At 66.6% G+C, this 19,469-nt stretch carries 13 protein-coding genes and 2 pseudogenes; 9 read left to right on the top strand and 6 right to left on the bottom strand.

The genetic code is table 11. The features are described from left to right. Positions 1–139: 139 nt before the first annotated feature. Positions 140–1,243 (bottom strand): ROK family protein, encoded by a 1,104-nt coding sequence (locus FQV39_RS21030; protein WP_149132061.1) that lies wholly within the window; start codon positions 1,241–1,243, stop codon positions 140–142. 213 nt (positions 1,244–1,456) lie between these two features. Between FQV39_RS21030 and FQV39_RS21025 the strand changes: the two genes are divergently transcribed. Further along, complete coding sequence (locus tag FQV39_RS21025) at positions 1,457–1,912, top strand: DUF2938 domain-containing protein (protein WP_472840658.1); 456 nt, start codon at positions 1,457–1,459, stop codon at positions 1,910–1,912. A 106-nt stretch (positions 1,913–2,018) separates the two neighbouring features. Here the strand turns inward: FQV39_RS21025 and FQV39_RS21020 are convergent, their stop codons facing one another. The 3 genes from FQV39_RS21020 to gloB are packed head-to-tail and all read right to left on the bottom strand — an operon-like array spanning position 2,019 to position 4,007. After that, positions 2,019–2,777 (bottom strand): GNAT family N-acetyltransferase, encoded by a 759-nt coding sequence (locus tag FQV39_RS21020; protein ID WP_149132059.1) that lies wholly within the window; start codon positions 2,775–2,777, stop codon positions 2,019–2,021. 1 nt (position 2,778) lies between these two features. After that, entirely contained in the window at positions 2,779–3,234 is a 456-nt protein-coding gene (locus FQV39_RS21015; RefSeq protein WP_149133959.1) for a cupin domain-containing protein, read from the bottom strand. A gap of 8 nt (positions 3,235–3,242) precedes the next feature. Further along, positions 3,243–4,007 carry a hydroxyacylglutathione hydrolase gene (gene gloB / locus FQV39_RS21010; RefSeq protein WP_149132058.1) on the bottom strand — a complete coding sequence of 255 codons (765 nt, stop codon included), beginning with the start codon at positions 4,005–4,007 and terminating at the stop codon, positions 3,243–3,245. 387 nt (positions 4,008–4,394) lie between these two features. Here gloB and FQV39_RS21005 point away from each other — a divergent pair, with 387 nt between their 5' ends. From FQV39_RS21005 to FQV39_RS20975, 7 genes are all read left to right on the top strand, one after another. After that, on the top strand, positions 4,395–5,162 hold the full coding sequence (locus FQV39_RS21005; RefSeq protein WP_149132057.1) for a class I SAM-dependent methyltransferase: 768 nt from the start codon (positions 4,395–4,397) through the stop codon (positions 5,160–5,162). Between the two features lie 102 nt (positions 5,163–5,264). Beyond that, positions 5,265–6,218 carry an acetyl-CoA carboxylase carboxyltransferase subunit alpha gene (locus FQV39_RS21000; RefSeq protein WP_149132056.1) on the top strand — a complete coding sequence of 318 codons (954 nt, stop codon included), beginning with the start codon at positions 5,265–5,267 and terminating at the stop codon, positions 6,216–6,218. A gap of 198 nt (positions 6,219–6,416) precedes the next feature. Next, positions 6,417–7,850: a L,D-transpeptidase family protein gene (locus tag FQV39_RS20995; protein ID WP_149132055.1), complete on the top strand. Its 1,434-nt coding sequence runs from the start codon at positions 6,417–6,419 to the stop codon at positions 7,848–7,850. 212 nt (positions 7,851–8,062) lie between these two features. Then, positions 8,063–8,968: a TorF family putative porin gene (locus FQV39_RS20990; protein ID WP_149132054.1), complete on the top strand. Its 906-nt coding sequence runs from the start codon at positions 8,063–8,065 to the stop codon at positions 8,966–8,968. A 341-nt stretch (positions 8,969–9,309) separates the two neighbouring features. Further along, entirely contained in the window at positions 9,310–9,795 is a 486-nt protein-coding gene (locus FQV39_RS20985; protein WP_149132053.1) for an adenosine-specific kinase, read from the top strand. Positions 9,796–10,130: 335 nt separating this feature from the next. Beyond that, entirely contained in the window at positions 10,131–13,163 is a 3,033-nt protein-coding gene (locus tag FQV39_RS20980) for an autotransporter outer membrane beta-barrel domain-containing protein (RefSeq protein WP_149132052.1), read from the top strand. Between the two features lie 266 nt (positions 13,164–13,429). Continuing rightward, the gene (locus tag FQV39_RS20975; RefSeq protein ID WP_149132051.1) at positions 13,430–13,639 is read left to right on the top strand and encodes a cold-shock protein; all 210 of its coding nucleotides are present in this window, start codon (positions 13,430–13,432) and stop codon (positions 13,637–13,639) included. Positions 13,640–13,667: 28 nt separating this feature from the next. On the opposite strand, the pseudogene FQV39_RS20970 reads toward FQV39_RS20975, so the two are convergent. Next, a pseudogene (locus FQV39_RS20970) lies at positions 13,668–13,976 on the bottom strand (SMC-Scp complex subunit ScpB); the annotation flags it as partial. A 39-nt stretch (positions 13,977–14,015) separates the two neighbouring features. After that, positions 14,016–14,153, bottom strand: a pseudogene (locus tag FQV39_RS33800) (dihydrofolate reductase family protein); the annotation flags it as partial. Positions 14,154–15,391: 1,238 nt separating this feature from the next. Between FQV39_RS33800 and FQV39_RS20960 the strand changes: the two are divergent. Beyond that, positions 15,392–19,456: an autotransporter serine protease gene (locus tag FQV39_RS20960; protein ID WP_149132050.1), complete on the top strand. Its 4,065-nt coding sequence runs from the start codon at positions 15,392–15,394 to the stop codon at positions 19,454–19,456. The last annotated feature ends 13 nt before the right edge of the window (positions 19,457–19,469 follow it).

Raw genomic sequence — 19,469 nt, 5'->3', positions numbered from 1 at the left:
ACGGAGAGCGGAATTCGGCGGCCAGCAAAGCTGATGCTCCTGGGATAGCGGGCGGGGCTGGTGAGCCGGAAACGGCTCCGGCCCGCTCATCGCCGCAAAACACGACCTCAAGATGGCATGGCGCTGCGGCCTGCCGGGATCAGCGCTTGCTTTCCCGCTTGTCCTTCTTGCCTGCCCTGGCCTTGCCGCGGTTGTGGTAGCTGGCATTGCCGAGCCCGGTCCCGATCGTCAGAACCGCCCAGTTCTCGACATCCTGCATCGCCGACATCTCGCTCAGCCCCTGGATGACGGCATCGTTGTGCATCACGACCTCCGTCTCGTGCTCGCCGATCGCGGGCACGAGCTCGCGGATGCTGTCGACGAGGTTGAAGCGACTGCTTTCCCAATTCCCCGGCAGGTTCTGCGCGCCGCGCCCGATCGCACCGTCCGGCTCGATCAGGCCGGGACAGCCGACGCCTATGAAGGGCGCCACCCTCAGCCCCTCCCTTTCGGCACTCTCGATCTGGTCGCGCAACATCTTGCCGAGGCGCTTGATCGCCTCGTCGCGGCTCGGTTCCTCGTCGGCATGGCGCCAGAGCTCCGATTTCCAGACCCGCGCCTTGCTCAGATCCGGCGCCTTCTGCTGCCGAAGCTCGACGATGCCGACGCGGATGTTCGAGCCGCCGATATCGACGGCGACGAGGCTGTCGAAGGCCTCGAAGATCCATTTCGGCGCGAGGTGCGCGCTGCCGACGAGGCCGGCCTCGTCGGGATGATGGCTGATCGGCACGAGATCAAGCGCGCGCCCGTCGGTGCGCAGGATGATGGCGGCGCGTGCGATGGCGAGTTCGCCGACACGACTCTCGCGGAAGCCGCCGCCGACCGCGATGCGCTCGACCGAAGCCCAGCTCTTCAGGCGTGCGAAGCGGCGGATGACAAAGGCAAGCGATTGGGCGAAGCCCTCGACGGCGCTCAGGACCAGGGCGGCTTCGGCGGCTTCGCCCTCCTTGAGCAGCGCATCGAGCTCCTTCTTGCTGATCTCGGCGGTCTTGCCTTTCAGCGGATCGTCGCCGTTGCGCTTCAGATGGCTGCGCAGCGCATCGAGATGCTCGATGAACGCGCCCCGGCTCGCCTTGTCGCCGACGAAGCCGTCATCGTCCCGCACCTCCAGATTGTAGCTGGTGACCACGACCGACGGCAGTTCGGCCGCGCCATGCGGCCCGGTCGCGCCGTTGCGTGATGTCTCGGCGGTCGCCGTGGCCATGGATGATCGCCCCCTCAGTCAGCGCGCGGATTCGCAGGGGCAACCCGGCAAGGTCGGACACGGTTCCGAAGCCGGGGCGATGCGCCGCATGCAGCACACCCCTGCATGGCCGGGCCCGCGCCGCAGTTGACCGATGCTGCAATCACCGCTCCAACCGGTCGGGCCATGTCGTGTGGCTTGGGGGGATAAGGCGTGTCTGATCTGATTTTGCGCATGATCGTCATCGGAGCAGGCGCGACGGCGCTCTCCGATCTCTGGGCGCAGTTCCTGCGGCTCTTCGGTTTGCCCAAGCCGAACTGGGCGATGCCGGGGCGCTGGTTCGCCCATCTGCCGCGCGGGCGGATGTGGCATGACGACATCGCCAAATCCGAGCCCGTGCCGGGCGAGCTCGCGATCGGCTGGATCTGCCACTATCTGGTCGGCATCGCCTTCGCGGGCATCGTTCTCGCGATCTGGGGCGCGGACTGGGCTCGCAATCCGACCTTTCTGCCGGCGCTGATCGTCGGCTGGGCCACGATCGGCTGCGGCTGGTTCATCCTGCAGCCCGGCATGGGCATGGGCGTCGCCGCCTCGCGGCGGCCGAACGCCGGCCAGATCCGCCTGCTCAATTTCGTCAGCCACACCATCTTCGCCATCGGGCTCTACGGCACGGCGCTGCTGACCCGCTGAGCTCGTCCGCCGTCATGCTCGGGCTTGACCCGAGCATCTCCTGACGCGGAGGCACTGGCGTCCCTTCCGGCCTGAGATTCTCGGGTCAAGCCCGAGAATGACGGCTTTAATCCAGTATTCGGGTCTCGTAGGCGTAGAGCTGGCGGAAGCCGAGGCTGCCATAGAGATTGATCGCGACGGCATTGCTCTGCTCGACCTGCAGATAGGCGCTGTGGCAGCCCATCGCCCCGGCCCAGCCCATCAAACTCCGCACGATCCTGCGGCCATAGCCATGGCCGCGATGATCGGGATGGACGCAGATCAGGCCGATCTCGGCCATGCCGCGCTCGGCCACGCTCATGCCGAAGGCGACCGCCTCGCCCTCGACCAGCCAGGTCGCGAAGGCGGCGGGCAGCCTGACCTTCTCGATGATGGCCGCGAGATTGGCGACATGGGTCTTGTTGCCGCTCTGGAGGGCGGCGGCGCCGGCCGTCCATTCCAGGCTCGGCCGCGCCTCGATCTGCAGCTCAGGCTCTTCCGAGGCCACGAAGCCGGCGAGCGGCGCGATCTGGCCAAAGGATCGGTCCTTGACCCGATAGCCCCGCTCCAGCACCGCCGCGCGGGTTGAATCCGCCACAAGCGGCGTCAGGCGGATGGCGGGAACAAGCCCGTCGGCGCGATAGAGCTCCTCGATCAAATCCAGCATCGTCGCGTCGAGTTCCGCGCCATAGCTCAGCGGCGTCGCCGAATTGGCCCGCCCCGAATAGCCATTGGCGAAGCGCAGCACCCAGTCACCGACGACGAGCGTCGACAGGGCCGGCCAGGCATTGATGATGCGCCGCTCGCAGCTGAGCACGAATTCGCTGTCTTCCGTCTTCGTCAGCATCTCATCCCCCAGAGGGCTTGCGCGGTGTCGGCCGCCAGCCCGGCGGCGCCATCTCGAAGCCTGCAAATTCAAAGCCCGGTGCCACCGTGCAGCCGACCAGCGTCCAGGCGCCGAGCGAGGTCGCGCTCTGCCACCAGCCGGCGGGCACCACGAATTGCGGCCGCTGGCCGGCAGCAAGCTCGGTGCCAAGGTGATGGGCCGAGGCATCGTGGCCGTTCGGCGAGACGGTGATGACCAGCGGCGCACCGGCATAGTGATGCCAGATCTCGGCGGCATCGACGCGATGCCATTCCGAGGTCTCGCCGGTGTCGAGCAGGTAGTAGATCGCGGTCGAGAAGCCTCTGCCCTCCGGCCCGGCCGGATCGCGGAAGGTCTCGCGGTAATGGCCGCCCTCGGGGTGGGGCTTGAGTTCGAGCAGCCGGATGATTTCGGCCGCCGTCAGCCCGTCGAGCCGCATCGGCATGGTCAAAACCGGTTCTTGGCTTCGCGCAGCGCGGCGAAGACCTTGTCGGCCGAGGCGCCCGCCAGTCCGACGGCCGCGGCGAGCGCGCCCTCGCCGGCCCGGAAGAACGGATTGGTCGCCAGCTCCTCCGCTACCGTGGTCAGCGCCCAGAAGCGGCCCTCGGCCTTGGCTTTCTCGGCCTCGGCAAAGCGCGTCTTGAGCGCCGCGTTCGCCGGATCGACCGACCGGGCGAAGCGGGCATTGGCGAGGGTATAGTCATGGCCGCCGAGGAGACGGGTGTCGCCCGGCAGCGCCATCAATCGCGACAGCGAGGTCCACATCCGGTCCATCTGTCCCGGCTGGACGCGCCCGCAGCCCATGACGAAGACGACGTCGCCGACCAGCGCGAGCTTGGCGCCGCGCCCGACATAGCTGAGATGGCCGTCGGAATGGCCGGGCGTATGCCAGATCTCGAAGCGCTCCCCGCCGAGCGAGACGCCATCGCCCTCGCCGACCACCTTGTCGAGCGGCGCGCCGGCACGAGCGTCGGCCGGTCCGATGACCGTGGCGCCGGTTGCCTGCTTCACCTCCGCGACGCCCTGCGTGTGGTCGTGATGGGCGTGGGTGATGAAGATGTCGCTGATCGTCCAGCCCTTCGCGCTGGCGGCGGCCAGCATGTCGCGAGCGTCCGGCACATCGATGGCCGCGCAGGCGCCGGTGGCGGGATCATGAAGCAGCGCGCCGGCATTGTCGCTGAGCGTGCGGAAGACGTGAAGGTCGAGCGGCATGGCGGACTCCTGCGAGAGCGGATCGGCACCCTGCATGGGCCATGGCCGCCCGCCGATCAAGCCGTGAGGTCGCCCCTCGGCCAAGCTGGAGGGATAGCCGTCATTGCGAGGCGCGATAGCGACGAAGCCAAGACGTAACGACGCGAGGCTCTTCCCCTCCCCCTTGTGGGGAGGGGATAGGGGTGGGGGTGGTGCCGCTTGGTGATCGGCTGCAGGTCAGTGCCGTGCAGCAGCGTCGAAAAGACTTTCCCGTCGATCGCTCTTGCTTTCCGACCCCCACCCCCATCCCCTCCCCACAAGGGGGAGGGGAGTCGCGCGCGGCCATCGCGATCGCGTGCCGCCGCCCTGCCCTTGCGTTCGGCCGCAGGGCGTTCCATCTCAAGCGCCATGCCTCTCGACGTCGTCGACCTGCGCGCCTTCTATGCCAGCCCGCTCGGCCATGTGGCCCGGCGCTTCATCGGCCGGACGATGCTGCGCTTCTGGCCCGACTGCTCGCGCCAGCGCCTCCTCGGCCTCGGCTTCTCGACACCCTATCTCTCCGTGCTCGGCATTGAGGCCGAGCGCACCATCGCCTTCATGCCGGCGGCGCAGGGCGTGGTGAACTGGCCGGCGCCCGGCCTTTCCGCCTCGGCTCTGGTCGAGCCGACGCTATTGCCGCTGCCGACCGCCTCGATCGACCGGGTCGTCCTCGTCCATGCGCTCGAAGAGACCGAAAGCCCGGACGACCTGCTCGACGAGGTCTCGCGCGTCCTCAACCCCGGCGGGCGCATGATCCTCGTCGTGCCGAACCGACGCGGTCTCTGGGCCCGGATGGACGGAACGCCCTTCGGCCAGGGCCGGCCCTTCAGCCGCCGCCAGCTCTCGGCGCTGATGCGCGCCGCCGAATTCTCGCCCGAGCACTGGGCCGAGGCGCTCTATGTCCCGCCACTGCAGCGGCGGCTCCTGATGCGCTCGGCCCCGGTCTGGGAGCAGATCGGCGCCGGCCTGTCGCTGCCCTTCGCCGGCGTCCATGTCATCGACGCGACCAAGCAGTTCTACCGGCGCGCGCCCCTGCGCGCGACGCGCCGCAGCTTCGCGCTGCGTCCGGTCCTGCTGCCGCAGCCGGCTCCCACGCCGCGCGCTGCGGCCCCGCCGACGGAAAGCCGAACGGGTTGACATTTTCGCCGGGTCACGGCCAAGGTCCGCCGCCTTTCGCGCCGGTTGTGCCATAAACCGCTGTTCCGCCCGATTTTCGCGCGGATTCTGAACTGGATCACGATGCGTAGCTATCTGGATTTCGAGAAACCGGTCGCCGAACTGGAGGCGAAGGCGGATGAATTGCGGGCCCTCGAGGCGCGCGGCGACGGCATTTCCCTGTCGGAAGAGATCGGCAAGCTCGACGCCAAGGCGAACCAGGCGCTGAAAGACATCTATGCGGCGCTGACGCCCTGGCAGAAGACGCTGGTGGCGCGCCATCCGCAGCGCCCGCACTTCAAGGATTACTGCGCCGGGCTGATCGAGGAATTCACCCCGCTCGCCGGCGACCGCGCCTTCGGCGAGGACGAGGCCATCGTCGGCGGCTTCGGCCGCTTCCGCGGCGAGCCGGTCTGCGTCATCGGCCAGGAAAAGGGCGATTCGACCGAGACCCGCATCCGGCACAATTTCGGCATGCCCAAGCCCGAAGGCTACCGCAAGGCCGTGCGCCTCGCGGAGGTGGCCGACCGCTTCGGCCTGCCGGTGCTGAGCTTCGTCGACACCGCCGGCGCCTATCCCGGCATCGAGGCCGAGGAGCGCGGCCAGGCCGAGGCCATTGCCCGCTCGACGGAAGCCTGGCTCGGGCTGCGCAGCCCCAGCGTCGCGCTCGTCATCGGCGAAGGCGGCTCGGGCGGCGCCATCGCCATCGCTGCCGCCAGCCGCGTGCTGATGCTGGAGCATGCGATCTATTCGGTGATCTCGCCGGAAGGCGCGGCCTCGATCCTCTGGCGCGACACGGCCCGCGCGCAGGACGCCGCCACTGGCATGAAGATCACCGCGCAGGACCTGCTGAAGTTCGGAATCATCGACCGGATCGTGCAGGAGCCGACGGGCGGCGCCCATCGCGATGCGCACGCGGCGATCAGCCGCGCGGGCGACGCCATCGCCGCTGCGCTCGGCGATCAAGCCGGCCTCAGCAGCGAGGATATCGTCGCGAAACGGGCCGAAAAGTTCCTCGCGATCGGGCGCAATCTCTGAGCAATCTTGGAGTGAGATCTCTCGCAACCGCGAAGACAGGGGTTCTTTACCGGCCGTTGACCATGTGGCCAGACTCGGCAGGCCTATGGTAAGGAACCCTCAAGGCTAACGCTTCTACAACGAGTCGACGGGCACAATTTGGCCGTCTTGCGAAGTCACAGGTCGCACCCCGGCCTGCCGTTCGATGGGATTGACGACGTGGCAATCAAGCAACTCGCGCTCGTGGCTTTTGTTGCATTGACGCTGGCGGCCTGTGAGGAGGAGCGTTATCGCAGCTCCGCCCGCCACAACATCCCGATCCCGACCGCGACCTACGCGCTCATGTCCGAGAAGGGCATGAGCAAGGATCAGCCGATCCTGATCCGCTCCTACAAGAAGGAGTCGGAGCTCGAGGTCTGGAAGCGCAAGGCCGACGGTCAGTACGCCCTGCTCAAGACCTTCCCGATGTGCCGCTGGTCCGGCCAGCTCGGCCCGAAGGTGCGCGAGGGCGACCGCATGGCGCCCGAAGGCTTCTATGCCATCGCGCCCCAGCAGATGAACCCGAACTCGTCCTATTACGTCTCGTTCAACATGGGCTATCCCAATGCCTATGACCGTGCGCATGGCCGCACCGGCGCGCATCTGATGGTCCACGGCGCCTGCTCCTCGGCCGGCTGCTACTCGATGACCGACGACCAGATCGGCGAGATCTATGCGCTGGTGCGCGAGGCGCAGAATGCCGGCCAGAAGGCCGTGCAGATGCAGGCCCTGCCCTTCCGGATGACGCCCGAGAACCTGGCCAAGCACCGCCTCGACCCGAACATCGCCTTCTGGAAGAACCTGAAGGAAGGCACGGACTATTTCGAGGTCACCCGCGACGAGCCCGCCGTCTCCGTGGCCGGCGGCCGCTATGTCTTCAACGGTGGCTCGGCGCCGGCTGCCGTCGCCGAGAAGCGCCAGCAGGACGAGGTCCAGGTCGCCTCGCTCGTCGCCAAGGGCACGCCCGCGATCAAGCTGATCTATGACGATGGTGATCAGCACTCGTCCTTCAAGCAGACGCTGCTGGCCGGCGGCTCCGATGCGCTCAACCGTTCGGCGTCCTGGGCTTCGAAGGATGTCGGCGTCAGCCGCGCCGATGCCCTGTCGATCGGCCCGCGCGTCGTCGTGCTCGACGACAAGGGCAAGGCGAAGGCGACCGTCCGCGCCGCTTCGGCCGACAACGACGCCGTGCTCGCAGCCATCGCCGCCGCCCCGGCGGAAGAGGCTGCGAAGCCTGAAGCCGCCAAGCCTGATGCCAAGCCGACCGCTGCGCCGCGCCCGGCGGCAGCTCCGGCCGCAACGCAGCTCGCCAAGGTCGCCCCCGGCAACGCCGTGCAGGCGCCGGTGCTCGCGAGCGCAGCTTCGACGCCGGTCGCCCCGGCTGCCCCCGCCGAGGAAAAGCCCCTGCTGCAGCGCGCGCTCAGCTTCATGCCGGTCTTCGGCGGCGGCTCCAGCGCCACGGCTGACCAGGGCAGTGCGCCCATCGCCTCGGTCGTCCCGGCGACACCGACGGCTACGAGCGCCCCGCTGCCGCCGCGCCGGGCCACCGGTCTGAAGACCTCGAGCCTCGACCAGTCGATGGCCGGCTACGCAAGCCAGCCGACGACTCGCTGAGCATTACGCTGCTGTCACGCGCTGTGACGAAAACAGCACAGCGCTCCCCATAATTGAAGTTGCCTGTTTCGCAGGCGCGAAGGCCTCCGTTTCGGAGGCCTTTTGCTTTTTGCGTGGGCGAAGCGCCCAAAACCTCGCCTTGCCGGCAACCCGGCCTCACCCGCTTGATGGGACGACAGCGCAATCAATGCGCGGCGATGGGGTTCCTGCAGATGTCCGATCTCTTCCGTTCCTCGATTCTGGGCCTGAGCCTGGCCGCCGCCATCGGTGCGGCTGAGGCCTCCGACCTGCCGAGCAAGAAAGGGCCGCCGCCCGCCCCCGTCGCCCCGGCCATCACCTGGTTCGACATCGCCTTCAGCGTGAAGGGCATGACCGACTATAATTTCCGCGGCATTTCGCAGACGGATCGCAAGCCGGCCATTCAGGGCGGCGCCGAACTGCAGATCTACAACAACCTGTTCTATCTTGGCGTCTATGGCTCAAATGTCGATCTGGCGACGAGCCCAACCGCGGAGGTCGACTTCTATGGCGGCATCCGACCGAAATTCGGCGACCTCTCCTTCGATTTCGGCGTCTGGCAGTACTACTACCCCGGCGAGAAGCAGCTGATCGACGGTGCCGGCGTATTCTGGACGCCGAAGAACACCGACTACACCGAGGTCTACGGCAAGGTCTCCTACACCTTCGCCGAGAGCCTGACCCTCGGCGCCAACGTCTTCTACGCCTGGGACTGGCTCGGCACCGGCGCGAGCGGCACCTACGCCTCGCTGACGGCCAAGTACAACCTCCCCTTCCTCGAAGGCCTGTCGGTGTCCGGCGAGCTCGGCCATTACTGGCTCGGCACCACCAATCTCGCGATCTGGTCGACCGTGCCGCCGACCAATCTGCCCGACTACACCTACTGGAACGCCGGCGCCTCCTACACCTGGAAGAACATCACCGCCGATCTGCGCTACCACGATACCACGCTGTCGAAGAGCGAGTGCTTCCTGCTGACCGCCGATCCGCGCGGCATCAGTCTCGGCACCGGCCGCTCGAACTGGTGCGGCGCCGCCTTCGTCGCGACGCTCTCCTTCGACATCACCGCCAGCAGCCTCGGCGTCTTCGCGGCGAAGTAAGGCAAAGGACGTACGGCGCAAAGGAAAGGCCGCCCCACCGGACTGACACCGAATATGTACATAGTTCGTTATTGCGCGGCTAAATCGCCTATCACAGCAATGGGTTATTCAGGCGCGCCTTACGATGTAAGCTTACATTCTAGTACATAGTTTTTACGGAGGGCCGTGGCATCGCTCGCGGCCCTCCCTGTATTTTTTAAGATCTTACCGAGCCGAGAATCTTGCGGATGGCCGTGGCGAATCTGGGGGGCAGCGCGGAGGGCGAACCGGCCGCCTGCGGAGGCTTGAAATCGCCTTCCATTGGCCTACCATTGCGCTGCCTACCTTGAAGGAGCGCAGCCATGGACCTCACCGTGGTGCCCATCGTCAAGCCGGACGCCACCAACTTCATCTTCGGCCAGTCGCACTTCATCAAGACCGTGGAAGACCTCCACGAGGCGCTGGTGGGCGCGGTTCCCGGCATCCGTTTCGGACTGGCCTTCTGCGAGGCCTCCGGCAAGCGGCTGGTGCGCTGGTCGGGTAATGACGAGGCCGCGCTCGCCCTGGCACGCGACAACGCATTGGCCATTGGCGCCGGCCACACGTTCCTGATCTTCCTGGGCGACGGATTCTTTCCCGTCAACGTGCTGGCTGCGGTGCGCGCGGTGCCGGAGGTCTGCCGCATCTACTGCGCGACGGCCAACCCGACACAGGTGATCGTTGCGCAAACGGAGCTGGGCCGCGGCGTGCTCGGCGTGGTGGATGGCGCCTCACCGCTGGGTGTCGAAGCCGATGCCGACATCGCATGGCGGAAGGACCTCCTGCGAAAGATCGGCTACAAGCTGTAGTGGCTGGATGAGGCCGAAGTCGACGGGCCTGCATGAACAATACCGTTTGCCGCCCTCGTCACGCTGTGGGCTCCGGCGCCGGCTCGGACTTTTCCACCAAGCGCCTGATGGCTCCCGGCTGCCGGCTCGAATCGGCGCGTCTGCCCCGTAAAGCACAATCTGGCAAGCCGGGGGCGGAGCGGGTCGCACCCGCTCCAATACACGGTTGTCGCAAAGTCACATCTGTTAGGAAAATCGCCTGCGCCCGTCGATCCGGTGGATTGTGATGCGCTTAATCTGTGGTGGCCGACACTTCAGGCCGCCTGACGTATGCCGCGACGCCGCCGGGATGGATCATGCGCCAGTCTACGCCTATTCTCGTTGAGCCGGGTCTAAACGGCTCGATGCAGACATTGCGGCCCAAGGCACCATCCTCGCATCCCGTCTTGCTGGTCGCAGCCGCGACAGCGGTGATGGTCCTCCTGATGGGGGTTGCTCAAGCCCAATCACCCAATACCGTGGTCGAAGGAGTGCCCGTTACGGTACCGGGTACCCAGTCCTCGCCCTGGAGCATCTCAAACAACCTCATGGTTGGTAATACGCTCGGTGGCACCTTGATCATTGAATCCGGCGGTCAGGTCAACGGTACCACGGCCCGTGTCGGTTCCGACAACGTCACGGGTACGGTGACGGTACGGGACGCAAATTCGGTATGGGCTAACACCGGCGCTATCTCCATCGGCGTGGGCAGTTCCGGTTTTGGTTTCCTGAATATCCTGAATGGAGGCAGCGTCAGCAACACGACCGCCGAGGTCGGCGTCAACGCCGGCGGGACCGGCACCGTGACCGTGAGCGGCTCCGGCTCGCAATGGGCCAACAGCCAAACACTGGCTGTTGGCTGGTATGGCAACGGCACCGTGACTATCGACAATGGCGGAGCTGTCAGTGCCCCCGTCATCTGGATGGGAGTGGTTCCAGGAGCACAGGGAACATTGACCCTGAGCGGTACAGCCGGGAATCGAGGCGTACTGACGACCGGCCTATTGGCTAAGGGGCTTGGCAATGGGCAGACTGGCGATGCCACGCTCAATCTCGACGGCGGTATCCTGCGCGCCAGCGCCGACAGGGCCAGTTTTCTCGCTGCTCAGGCCGATTATCGCTTTGGCTTTGCCGCTGGGGATGTGGTGATCGGCACCGGCGGCGCCTTCATTGACAGCAACGGCCACGCGATCGGTATTTCAGCAGCGCTTGGTGGCTCAGGCGGCCTGACCAAGCTCGGCGCGGGAACTCTGACGCTTTCCGGCGCCAATACCTATGCCGGCGGCACGACGATCTCGGACGGCGTCCTTGTGGCCAATACAACCAGTCTCAGAGGACCGGTTCTCAACAATGCGGTCCTGGTGTTCAACCAGCCCGTGGACGGCACCTTCTCAGGCAACATCAGCGGGTCCGGATCGCTCAAGAAAGACGGTGCCGGCGCTCTGACGCTCGCCGGTATCAACACCTACACGGGTGGAACCCAGGTGAATGGCGGAACCCTGGTCATCGCCGCTCCCGATGCGCTCGGCAGCGGCCCTGTCGCGTTCGGTGGCGGTGTCCTCCGGTTCGATTATACGGGCTCGCTCGACCGCCCCATTACCGTCAGCCCAGGCGGCTTTACCGTCGACACCAACGGTAATACCCAGACCATGTCCGCCCCGCTCGCAGGAAGCGATCCGTTCACCAAGGTTGGCTCCGGCAGCCTGAACCTCACCGGGAACAGCCCGTTGACCGGGCCGACCTCGGTTCAGGCTGGCCGTCTTGCGGTGAATGGCTCACTGGCGAACTCGACCATCACTGTTCAGAACGGCGCGACGTTGGGCGGCAACGGCACCATCGGCGGGCTCGTCGTTCAGAACGGCGGCTTTGCGGCTCCCGGCAACTCGATCGGCACGCTGACGGTCGCGGGCAATGTCGCCTTCGGGGCGGGGTCGGTCTATCAGGTCGAGATCAACGCGGCGGGGCAGAGTGACAGGATCGTGGCGTCAGGCATGGCGACGATCTCGGGCGGCACAGTCCAGGTGCTGGCCGAAAACGGCAACTACGCGGCGGCGACGAACTATACCATCTTGACGGCCGGCGCCGGCGTGACCGGCCGCTTCGCCAATGTCACCTCGAACCTCGCCTTTCTGACGCCGTCGCTGAGCAATGACAGCAGCAACGTCACGCTGACCATGACGCGCAACCAGACCGGGTTCGCCGGCGTGGCGCTCACCCGCAACCAGGGCTTCACCGCGAACGCGACCGAGCGGCTGGGCGTCGGCCAGCCAGTCTATGACGCGCTGCTCTCGACGACGGCGACCGAAGCGCGCGCCGGCTTCGACCTGCTCTCGGGCGAGGCACATGCGCAGGCGGTGTCGGTCGCGATCGGCGAAAGCGCGCTCGTCCGCGAGGCGATTTTGGGCCACCTGCGCGGCCCGCTGCTGACGCCCCCAGGCGCGAGCATCGCCGCCGCCTTCAGCGCCGATCTGCCGGGCAGCAAGAGCGCGACCGTCATGCCGGCGCCGCGGCGTGAGGCGCGCTATGCGCTCTGGGGCGAGGCGCTCGGCGGCCAGGCCAACACGAATGCCGACGGCAATGCGGCCGGGCTGTCGCGCCGCACCGGCGGTGCCATCCTCGGTGCCGACATGCTGCTCTTTAACAGTGGCCCCGGCTCCCTGCGCGTCGGCGTGGCGGGCGGCTACACCCAGTCGCGCTTCGATCTCGACGCCAGGCTGTCCTCGGGCCGGCTCGAGAGCGGCCATGCCGCGCTTTATGCCGGGTCTCGCTTCGGCGCCTTCCGCCTCGATGCCGGCCTCAGCCTTAGCTGGAGCGAGAGCGACATCCGCCGCCAGGTCGCGATCCGCGGATTCGGTGACCTGCTGCGGTCGCAACGGCCTGGATCGACGGCGCAGGCCTTCGCCGAGCTCGGCTATGGCTTCACCTGGCAAGGCCTCGCGCTGGAGCCCTTCGCCCAGCTAGCGCTGATCCGGGTCTCGACCGAGGCCGGGCTCGAGCAGGGCGGGGCGGCGGCCTTGCGTCTGGTCTCCTCCGAGCAGAATCCCGGCTTCACCACGCTGGGCCTGCGCGCCGAGGCGCAGATCCTGGAGACGCCGCTCTTCGCGCGCGGCATGGTCGGCTGGCGCCATGGTTTCGGCGACCTCACGCCGCAGGCGCTGACCGCCTTCGCCACGGGCATCGCCCCGGCCCGCGTCTTCGCCGCCCCGATCGATCGGGACGGCTTTGCCGCCGAAGCCGGCCTCGACTGGCGCGCCACCCAGACCACCACCCTCGGCCTGACCTATGCCGCAAGCCTCGGCGAACGGACGAGAGACCATGCTCTCAAGGGCAGGATCGACATGCGCTTCTGAGGCATCGAGAAGGCCTGCCGCGAGGAATTCGCGGCGTTGGGCGGCATGTCGGGCCTGGCGACACACCCCTCCCCGATTTCGCCTTTGCCGTTAGATTTGCTCGCCAGCCCGCGAAGCTGATTGCTGGAATGCGGACATCCTGGAGGTCCGGAACGGGCCAGAATGGCCCGTTGAGCGGAACGCGATCACGGCCTCCCCCTGGCAACTCAAGGATTGCCCAATCTGGCCACCATGCGATGATGGCTGCCCTCCAGGGAGATGCATCGATGGCAACCGGCACCGTCAAGTGGTTCAACGCGACAAAGGGCTTTGGCTTCATCCAGCCCGACGAGGGTGGGCAGGATGTCTTTGTCCATATCAGCGCCGTTGAGCGAGCAGGTCTGCGCGAACTTCGCGATGGCCAGAAAGTTTCCTACGAGCTCGCTCAGGATAAGCGCTCCGGCCGGAGCTCAGCGGAGCAACTGCAAGCTTTGTAATTTCGAGCCTGAGCGCCGTTATCAGGGTCTATATCTCGCCGTCGCCGAGGTGATCTGGCGGCGATGGATCGGGGTCGATTGCCGCGACCGGGATGTCGCCGGCGAGCAGCCGGTCCTTGCTGAGCAGTCCGGCATCCTCGAGCCTTTCGAAATCCGGCAGATCCCTCAGTGTCTCGAACCCGAACTGCGACAAGAACACCGGCGTCGTGACATAGGTATAGGGCGCGCCGGGCTGCGGGCTGCGCAGTCCGGCTGCGACGAAGCCGAGCTTGCGCAGATGGCCGATCGTGTCGCGGCTGACCTCCTTGCCGAACACCGCGCCAAGCTCGGTCCGGGTGGGGTCAGAACAAGAGCTGTTGAAAATCGTACGTCGCGATTAAGCAGGGACGTACGTCAACCTAATCACGTCCTCGCCAACTCGATCGCTGGCCACAAGGCAGAGCGGTGGCCGCGGGCCGGCGAAGAATGGCGTGTCGCGACCCAACACGATGGGGTGGAAGTAGAGTCGATACTCTATCGATCAGTATATGCCCGATATAGCGAGAAAAAATGCATTTGGAAGAAAATTAGCGCGGATAATTTGGCCTAGTAAGCTATCAAACGCGGATAATTAGGGCTTACAGAATTTTCCGCGCTTCTTTGCTTTTTGGCGTGAGTATAGGACGGATTATCCACGCACGCTGCTCCAAGCTTGCCCTGCCACAGATAATCTAGGCCCAACCGGTGGCGATACGGGCTGTGGTTTGCACCAGACCATGACCTCGCTCGAATTCGCAATGATGCTGCAGGCGGCTAGTATTGCTGCATCAAAGACGGGCCGTGCCGACCAGGCCTGTTGGTAGTCCCCTACAGCAGAATGCCCTCCAAAATGGCCAGATACCCACCAAAATGACCGAATGCCCTCCAAAATAACCAGATGTCAGTCAAAATGACCGTTTGAGAATAGGGCGGGGCGACATAGGAAACATAGATGCGCTCTAGGATGGCCAGGAGTGCAAAATTCTTTGGGCGAAGCAATATCGGATGGGATGACAAATGCGGAGGACGGCGGAGGCTGAGCGAAATCAAGCGACAGTCGGCGCCTTGCTCAACATGGGCTCGATCTGGTCTACCGGTCTCGATCGGGGCAGATCAGAATGGTCCTGAATACTGTAGCCATCCAAGATTGCGAATTAGATCGGTTGTCGGCGCCGATGGGGTTTTCGTCGGACAGCGTCGGCCGAAGCTTTTTTGACGACAACGACGCCGTTACCTTCCTTAGAGACAGCACAGGACTCGGTTGGCATGGCGCCCAGGCCGCGGTCACTGACGAGCGTCCCCATGAGACGGTCTGTCGACCGGTGCCAGCGGTTTGGATCGCCACTGGCCTGAGCAAAACCAGTTTGCGCCGCTTTATCCGCGGTCGCGAGCATTACGATCCCGCCATTCCTGGCCCTGCCCGGCGCCGGCTTCAGCGTCGGCGGCGCGCCTCCGACCCGCAACGCCGCGCTCGTCGGGGCCTCGCTCGAGGCCGCGTGGCGCAACGGCTTCACCCTCGCGCCTCCTTCGAGAGCGAGTTCTCCGACAGAACCAACGGCTACACGGGAAAAGCCACGCTCAGCTACCGCTGGTGAAACACGGCTGCGGCGCAAGACCTGCCCCGCAGCCCCCACACGCAACGACACGACGGACCGACGGCGGCCCCCCAACCCGCCGAACGGGACCGCTTTGCCCACAGGGGCCAGTGAATTCGACAGGGAGGGGCAACCGGATATGGCGTGGAAGACACTGAAATTACGCGAGGTTCTTCTCGGTGGCGTTGCGGCCGCGGGCCTGCTCGCGGCGGGTCCGACTGCGCTGGCTCAGATCTACACCAAGGCCGACGGCACCTCGACGAATGACCTGAACGCCGCCGCGCGGAGCTGGCGCGACGATCCGGAGTTCAAGGCCGGGACCCAGCTCGGCTCGATCAAGGCTGAGTATGCCTATGCGATGGGCTTCACCGGCCGGGGTGTCAAAGTCGGAATTTTCGACACGGGCGTTTTCGGGAAGCATCCCGAGTTCGCCGGCCCCGGCAAGCTGACGGGACTCCTTACGCAAGGCACCTACGCTTATACCTACGCCAATTACTACAAGGCCGGGGACCCCTTCTCATTGACTGGCACCAACCCGACAAAGGGTGTCGGCTTGGTCAGCCCAAGCGATCATGGAACGCACGTCGCAGGCACTGTTGCCGCCAATCGCGACGGTGTGGGCATGATGGGGGTGGCATTTGGCGCTTCGCTCGTTGCGGCACACAACAGCGATCCCGGCCCCGAAGACGGCGTGGTCGCCGGCAACGACGCCAATGCCTACACGGCCGGCTTCAAAGCCCTGGCCGCCAGTGACGTCCGCATCATCAACAATAGCTGGGGAATCGGCTTTCTCGGTTCCTTGGGCACGATGGGCGGAAGGGCCACCATTTCCGACGTCTTGGCACAATACGCTTCGGCGCCCAATGACGGGACCATGAATGCTGCGGCGGAAATAGGTCGTGCCGGCATTCTGTACGTCAAGTCGGCTGGAAACAAGTTCGGTTCCGAGCCGGATGCGCTTGGTGCCTTGCCCTACTTTCGACCGGATATCGAAAAGTCATGGATAACGGTCGCCAATCTGGCGAGTTCCAACCCCGCAGATGGACTTGCCTGGTCATCGAGCATTTGCGGAATGACGAAGTATTACTGCATTTCCGCCCTCGGATCGTCGATCTACAGCACGGTCTTCGACGGAAAGGGCGATGCAGCAACCGCCGGTTACGACGAGAAGACTGGTACCTCGATGGCCGCTCCTGCGGTCGCGGGCGCGCTGGCCATCACGATGGAGCGCTATCCCTATCTCGGCAACGAGGCCGTTCGCACCATTCTTCTGACGACGGCCAGCCATCAGGGTGCCGGCCCGGCAGATGTTCCCAACACGATCTACGGTTGGGGTGCGTTGGATCTACAAAAAGCGATGGACGGTCCCGGGCAGTTGCTTGGGCGGTTCGTCGCGAGCCTTCCGGCCGGCACCTCCGACACCTGGCGCAACGACATCTCGGAAGCCGCGCTGGTGGCGCGCAAGGGCGAGGAGCGCGCCGAGGTCGCCGCCTGGACCAGCACTGGCAAGGCCGCGATCGAAGCACGGATCCAGCCGATTCCGCCGGTTCCACCGGCCGTAGCGCCACCGGCCGAGCTGATTTCGGGGATGCCGCAGGCAAGGGCGCTGCTGCGGGCGGCGATCGACCTCAACTATACCGATACCTTTGACCCGGCGTCATTCGCCGCGGCGATCGCTGCGCTCGAAGCCGATCCGGTCGGGCGACAGCTGCTGGCGGCGTACGAAGCCGTGCACCCCAACTGGCAGGCGGCCGCCGGCCGGCGCGGCGATTTCGACGCCTTCGTCGCGGGGCGCACCGATACGCAGATCGCCGAGGGCATCGCCAACGCCCCGCGCGAGCCGATCATCGCCGCGAACAAGGCGATCATCGCGGCGAACAAGGCGGCCGGCGACGAACTCGTGCTCACTCAAGCGCGGATCGACCATCTCTCGTCCAAGACCGACGCGGACTATGTCGGCAGCCTGGTCAAGGCCGGCGACGGCACGCTGACACTGTTCGGCAAGAACAGCTACTCCGGCGGGACCTTCCTGACCGGCGGCACGCTCGGCGTCGGTTCCTCGACCGCGCTCGGCACCGGCCTCCTCGCCATGGCCGACCGGACGACCCTGCTCGCCGCCGCCGACGGACTCAGCCTCGCCAACCCGGTCGCGATCACCGGCACAGGCCGCTTCGACACGCAAGGCTTCGGCCTGACGCTCGCCGGCACCATCTCCGACGGCGCGGGCCCCGGCAGCCTCGCCAAGCTCGGCACCGGCGCGCTGACGCTGACCGGCGTCAACACCTACACCGGCGAGACCGCGATCTCCGCCGGCACGCTGACGCTCGCCGGGCAGGGCTCGATCGCGAACTCGAGCCGCGTCCTCACCGAGGCCGGCGCCAGCTTCGACATCGCCGCGACCAGCGCCGGAGCCTCGATCAGGAGCCTCACCGGGGCGGGCAATGTCGCGCTGGGCAACAGGCCGCTCACGCTCACCGCCGCGCAGGATGTCTTCTCCGGCGCCATCGCCGGCAGCGGCGGGCTGACGCTCTCGGGCGGCTACCAGAAGCTCACGGGCACATCGAGCTACACCGGAGAGACCATCGTCTCGGGCGGGCTGCTCGGCGTCGACGGCTCGATCGCCTCGTCGCGGCTGGTCTCGGTCCAGGCCGGTGGCGCGCTCGGCGGCACCGGCAGCGTCGGCAGCACGCTCGTCAACGCCGGCGGCCTGCTCACCCCGGGCAACTCGATCGGGACGCTGACGATCCGGGGCGACCTCGCCATGGCCGCGGGCTCGACCTACCTCGTCGAGCTCGACCGTTCAGCCTCGGATCTCACCAAGGTGACCGGAACCGCCACCATCGCTGGTGCAAGGGTGGCCACGCTCGGCGACTTCACCGTCTCGCGGAAATACGCGATCCTGACTGCGGCCGGCGGCGTCTCGGGCTCTTTCACGACCGGCGCCAGCCCCTTCGTCTTCCTGACGCCGCATGTCGGCTACGATGCGCGCAACGCCTATTTCAGCATCGACCAGACGCGTTCCTTCGCCTCGGCCGGCGCGAGCCGCAACCAGATGGCGGCGGCCGGGGGTCTCGAGTCGCTGGGACCGCACTCGGCGCTCTACGACCTCGTCGCCAAGAGCACGGAGCTCGTCACGCCGCGGCGGGCCTTCGACGCGGTTTCCGGCGAGGCTCACGCCTCGGCCCGGACTGCGCTCGTGCAGGACAGCCAGTTCGTGCGCGACATCGCCGTCAACCGGCTGCGCCAGGGCTTCGGCGCCGCCACCGCGACCCCCATCGCGGCGCTGGCCTTCGCGGAGACGGCGAGCGAGCCGCGGGCCGCCTATGCCGGGGCGACCAAGGGGCCGCTCGCGCCGTCGCGCGGCTCGCCTCCCCCTGTGCCCTCCTTCGCGATGTGGGGGCAGGGCTTCGGCTCCTGGGGCGAGACCGACCGGGACGGCAACGCCGGCAGGCTGCGCCGTTCGGTCGGCGGCTTCCTCGCCGGCGTCGACGCGCCGGTCGCCGAAAGCTGGCGGCTCGGCCTGCTCGGTGGCTACAGCCGGTCGGACTTCTCGGTCCGGGACCGCGCCTCCTCCGGCGACAGCGACAACTACCATCTCGGCCTCTACGGCGGCGCGCAGTGGGGGCCGCTCGGCCTGCGCCTCGGCGCGGCCTACACCTTCCACGACATCCGGATGTCGCGCAGCATCGCCTTCGGGAGCTTCGGCAACGCGACCCGGACCGGCTACGACGCCGGCACGGCGCAGGTCTTCGGCGAGCTCGGCTATCGCCTCGATTACGGCCCGGCGAGCTTCGAGCCCTACGTCAACCTTGCCCATGTCAGCCTGCGCAGCGACGCTTTCCGCGAGATCGGCGGCGCGGCCGCTCTCACGGGCTCCGGCGAACGGCTCGACACGACGTTCTCGACACTGGGCCTGCGTGGCTCGACGACCGTGATGTTGGGGGCGGTGCCGCTGACGCTGCATGCCGGCATCGGCTGGCGCCACGCCTTCGGGGAGGTCGTTCCCGCCGCCAGCGTCGCGCTGGCCGGCGGCGCGCCCTTCTCGGTCGCCGGCGCCGCCATTGCGCGCAACGCCGCCGTCGCCGAAGCCGGGCTCAACATGGCCCTCGGCCCCAACGCCAGCCTCAGCGTGACCTACAACGGACAGTTCTCCGGCAGATCCACGGACAACTCCGTCCGAGGAAACCTCGCCGTCAGGTTCTGAGGGGATGGGCAAA

This window comes from Bosea sp. F3-2 (genome assembly GCF_008253865.1).
In the GTDB taxonomy this organism is placed as follows: domain Bacteria; phylum Pseudomonadota; class Alphaproteobacteria; order Rhizobiales; family Beijerinckiaceae; genus Allobosea.
This window is presented reverse-complemented; position numbering and strand designations above follow the sequence as displayed.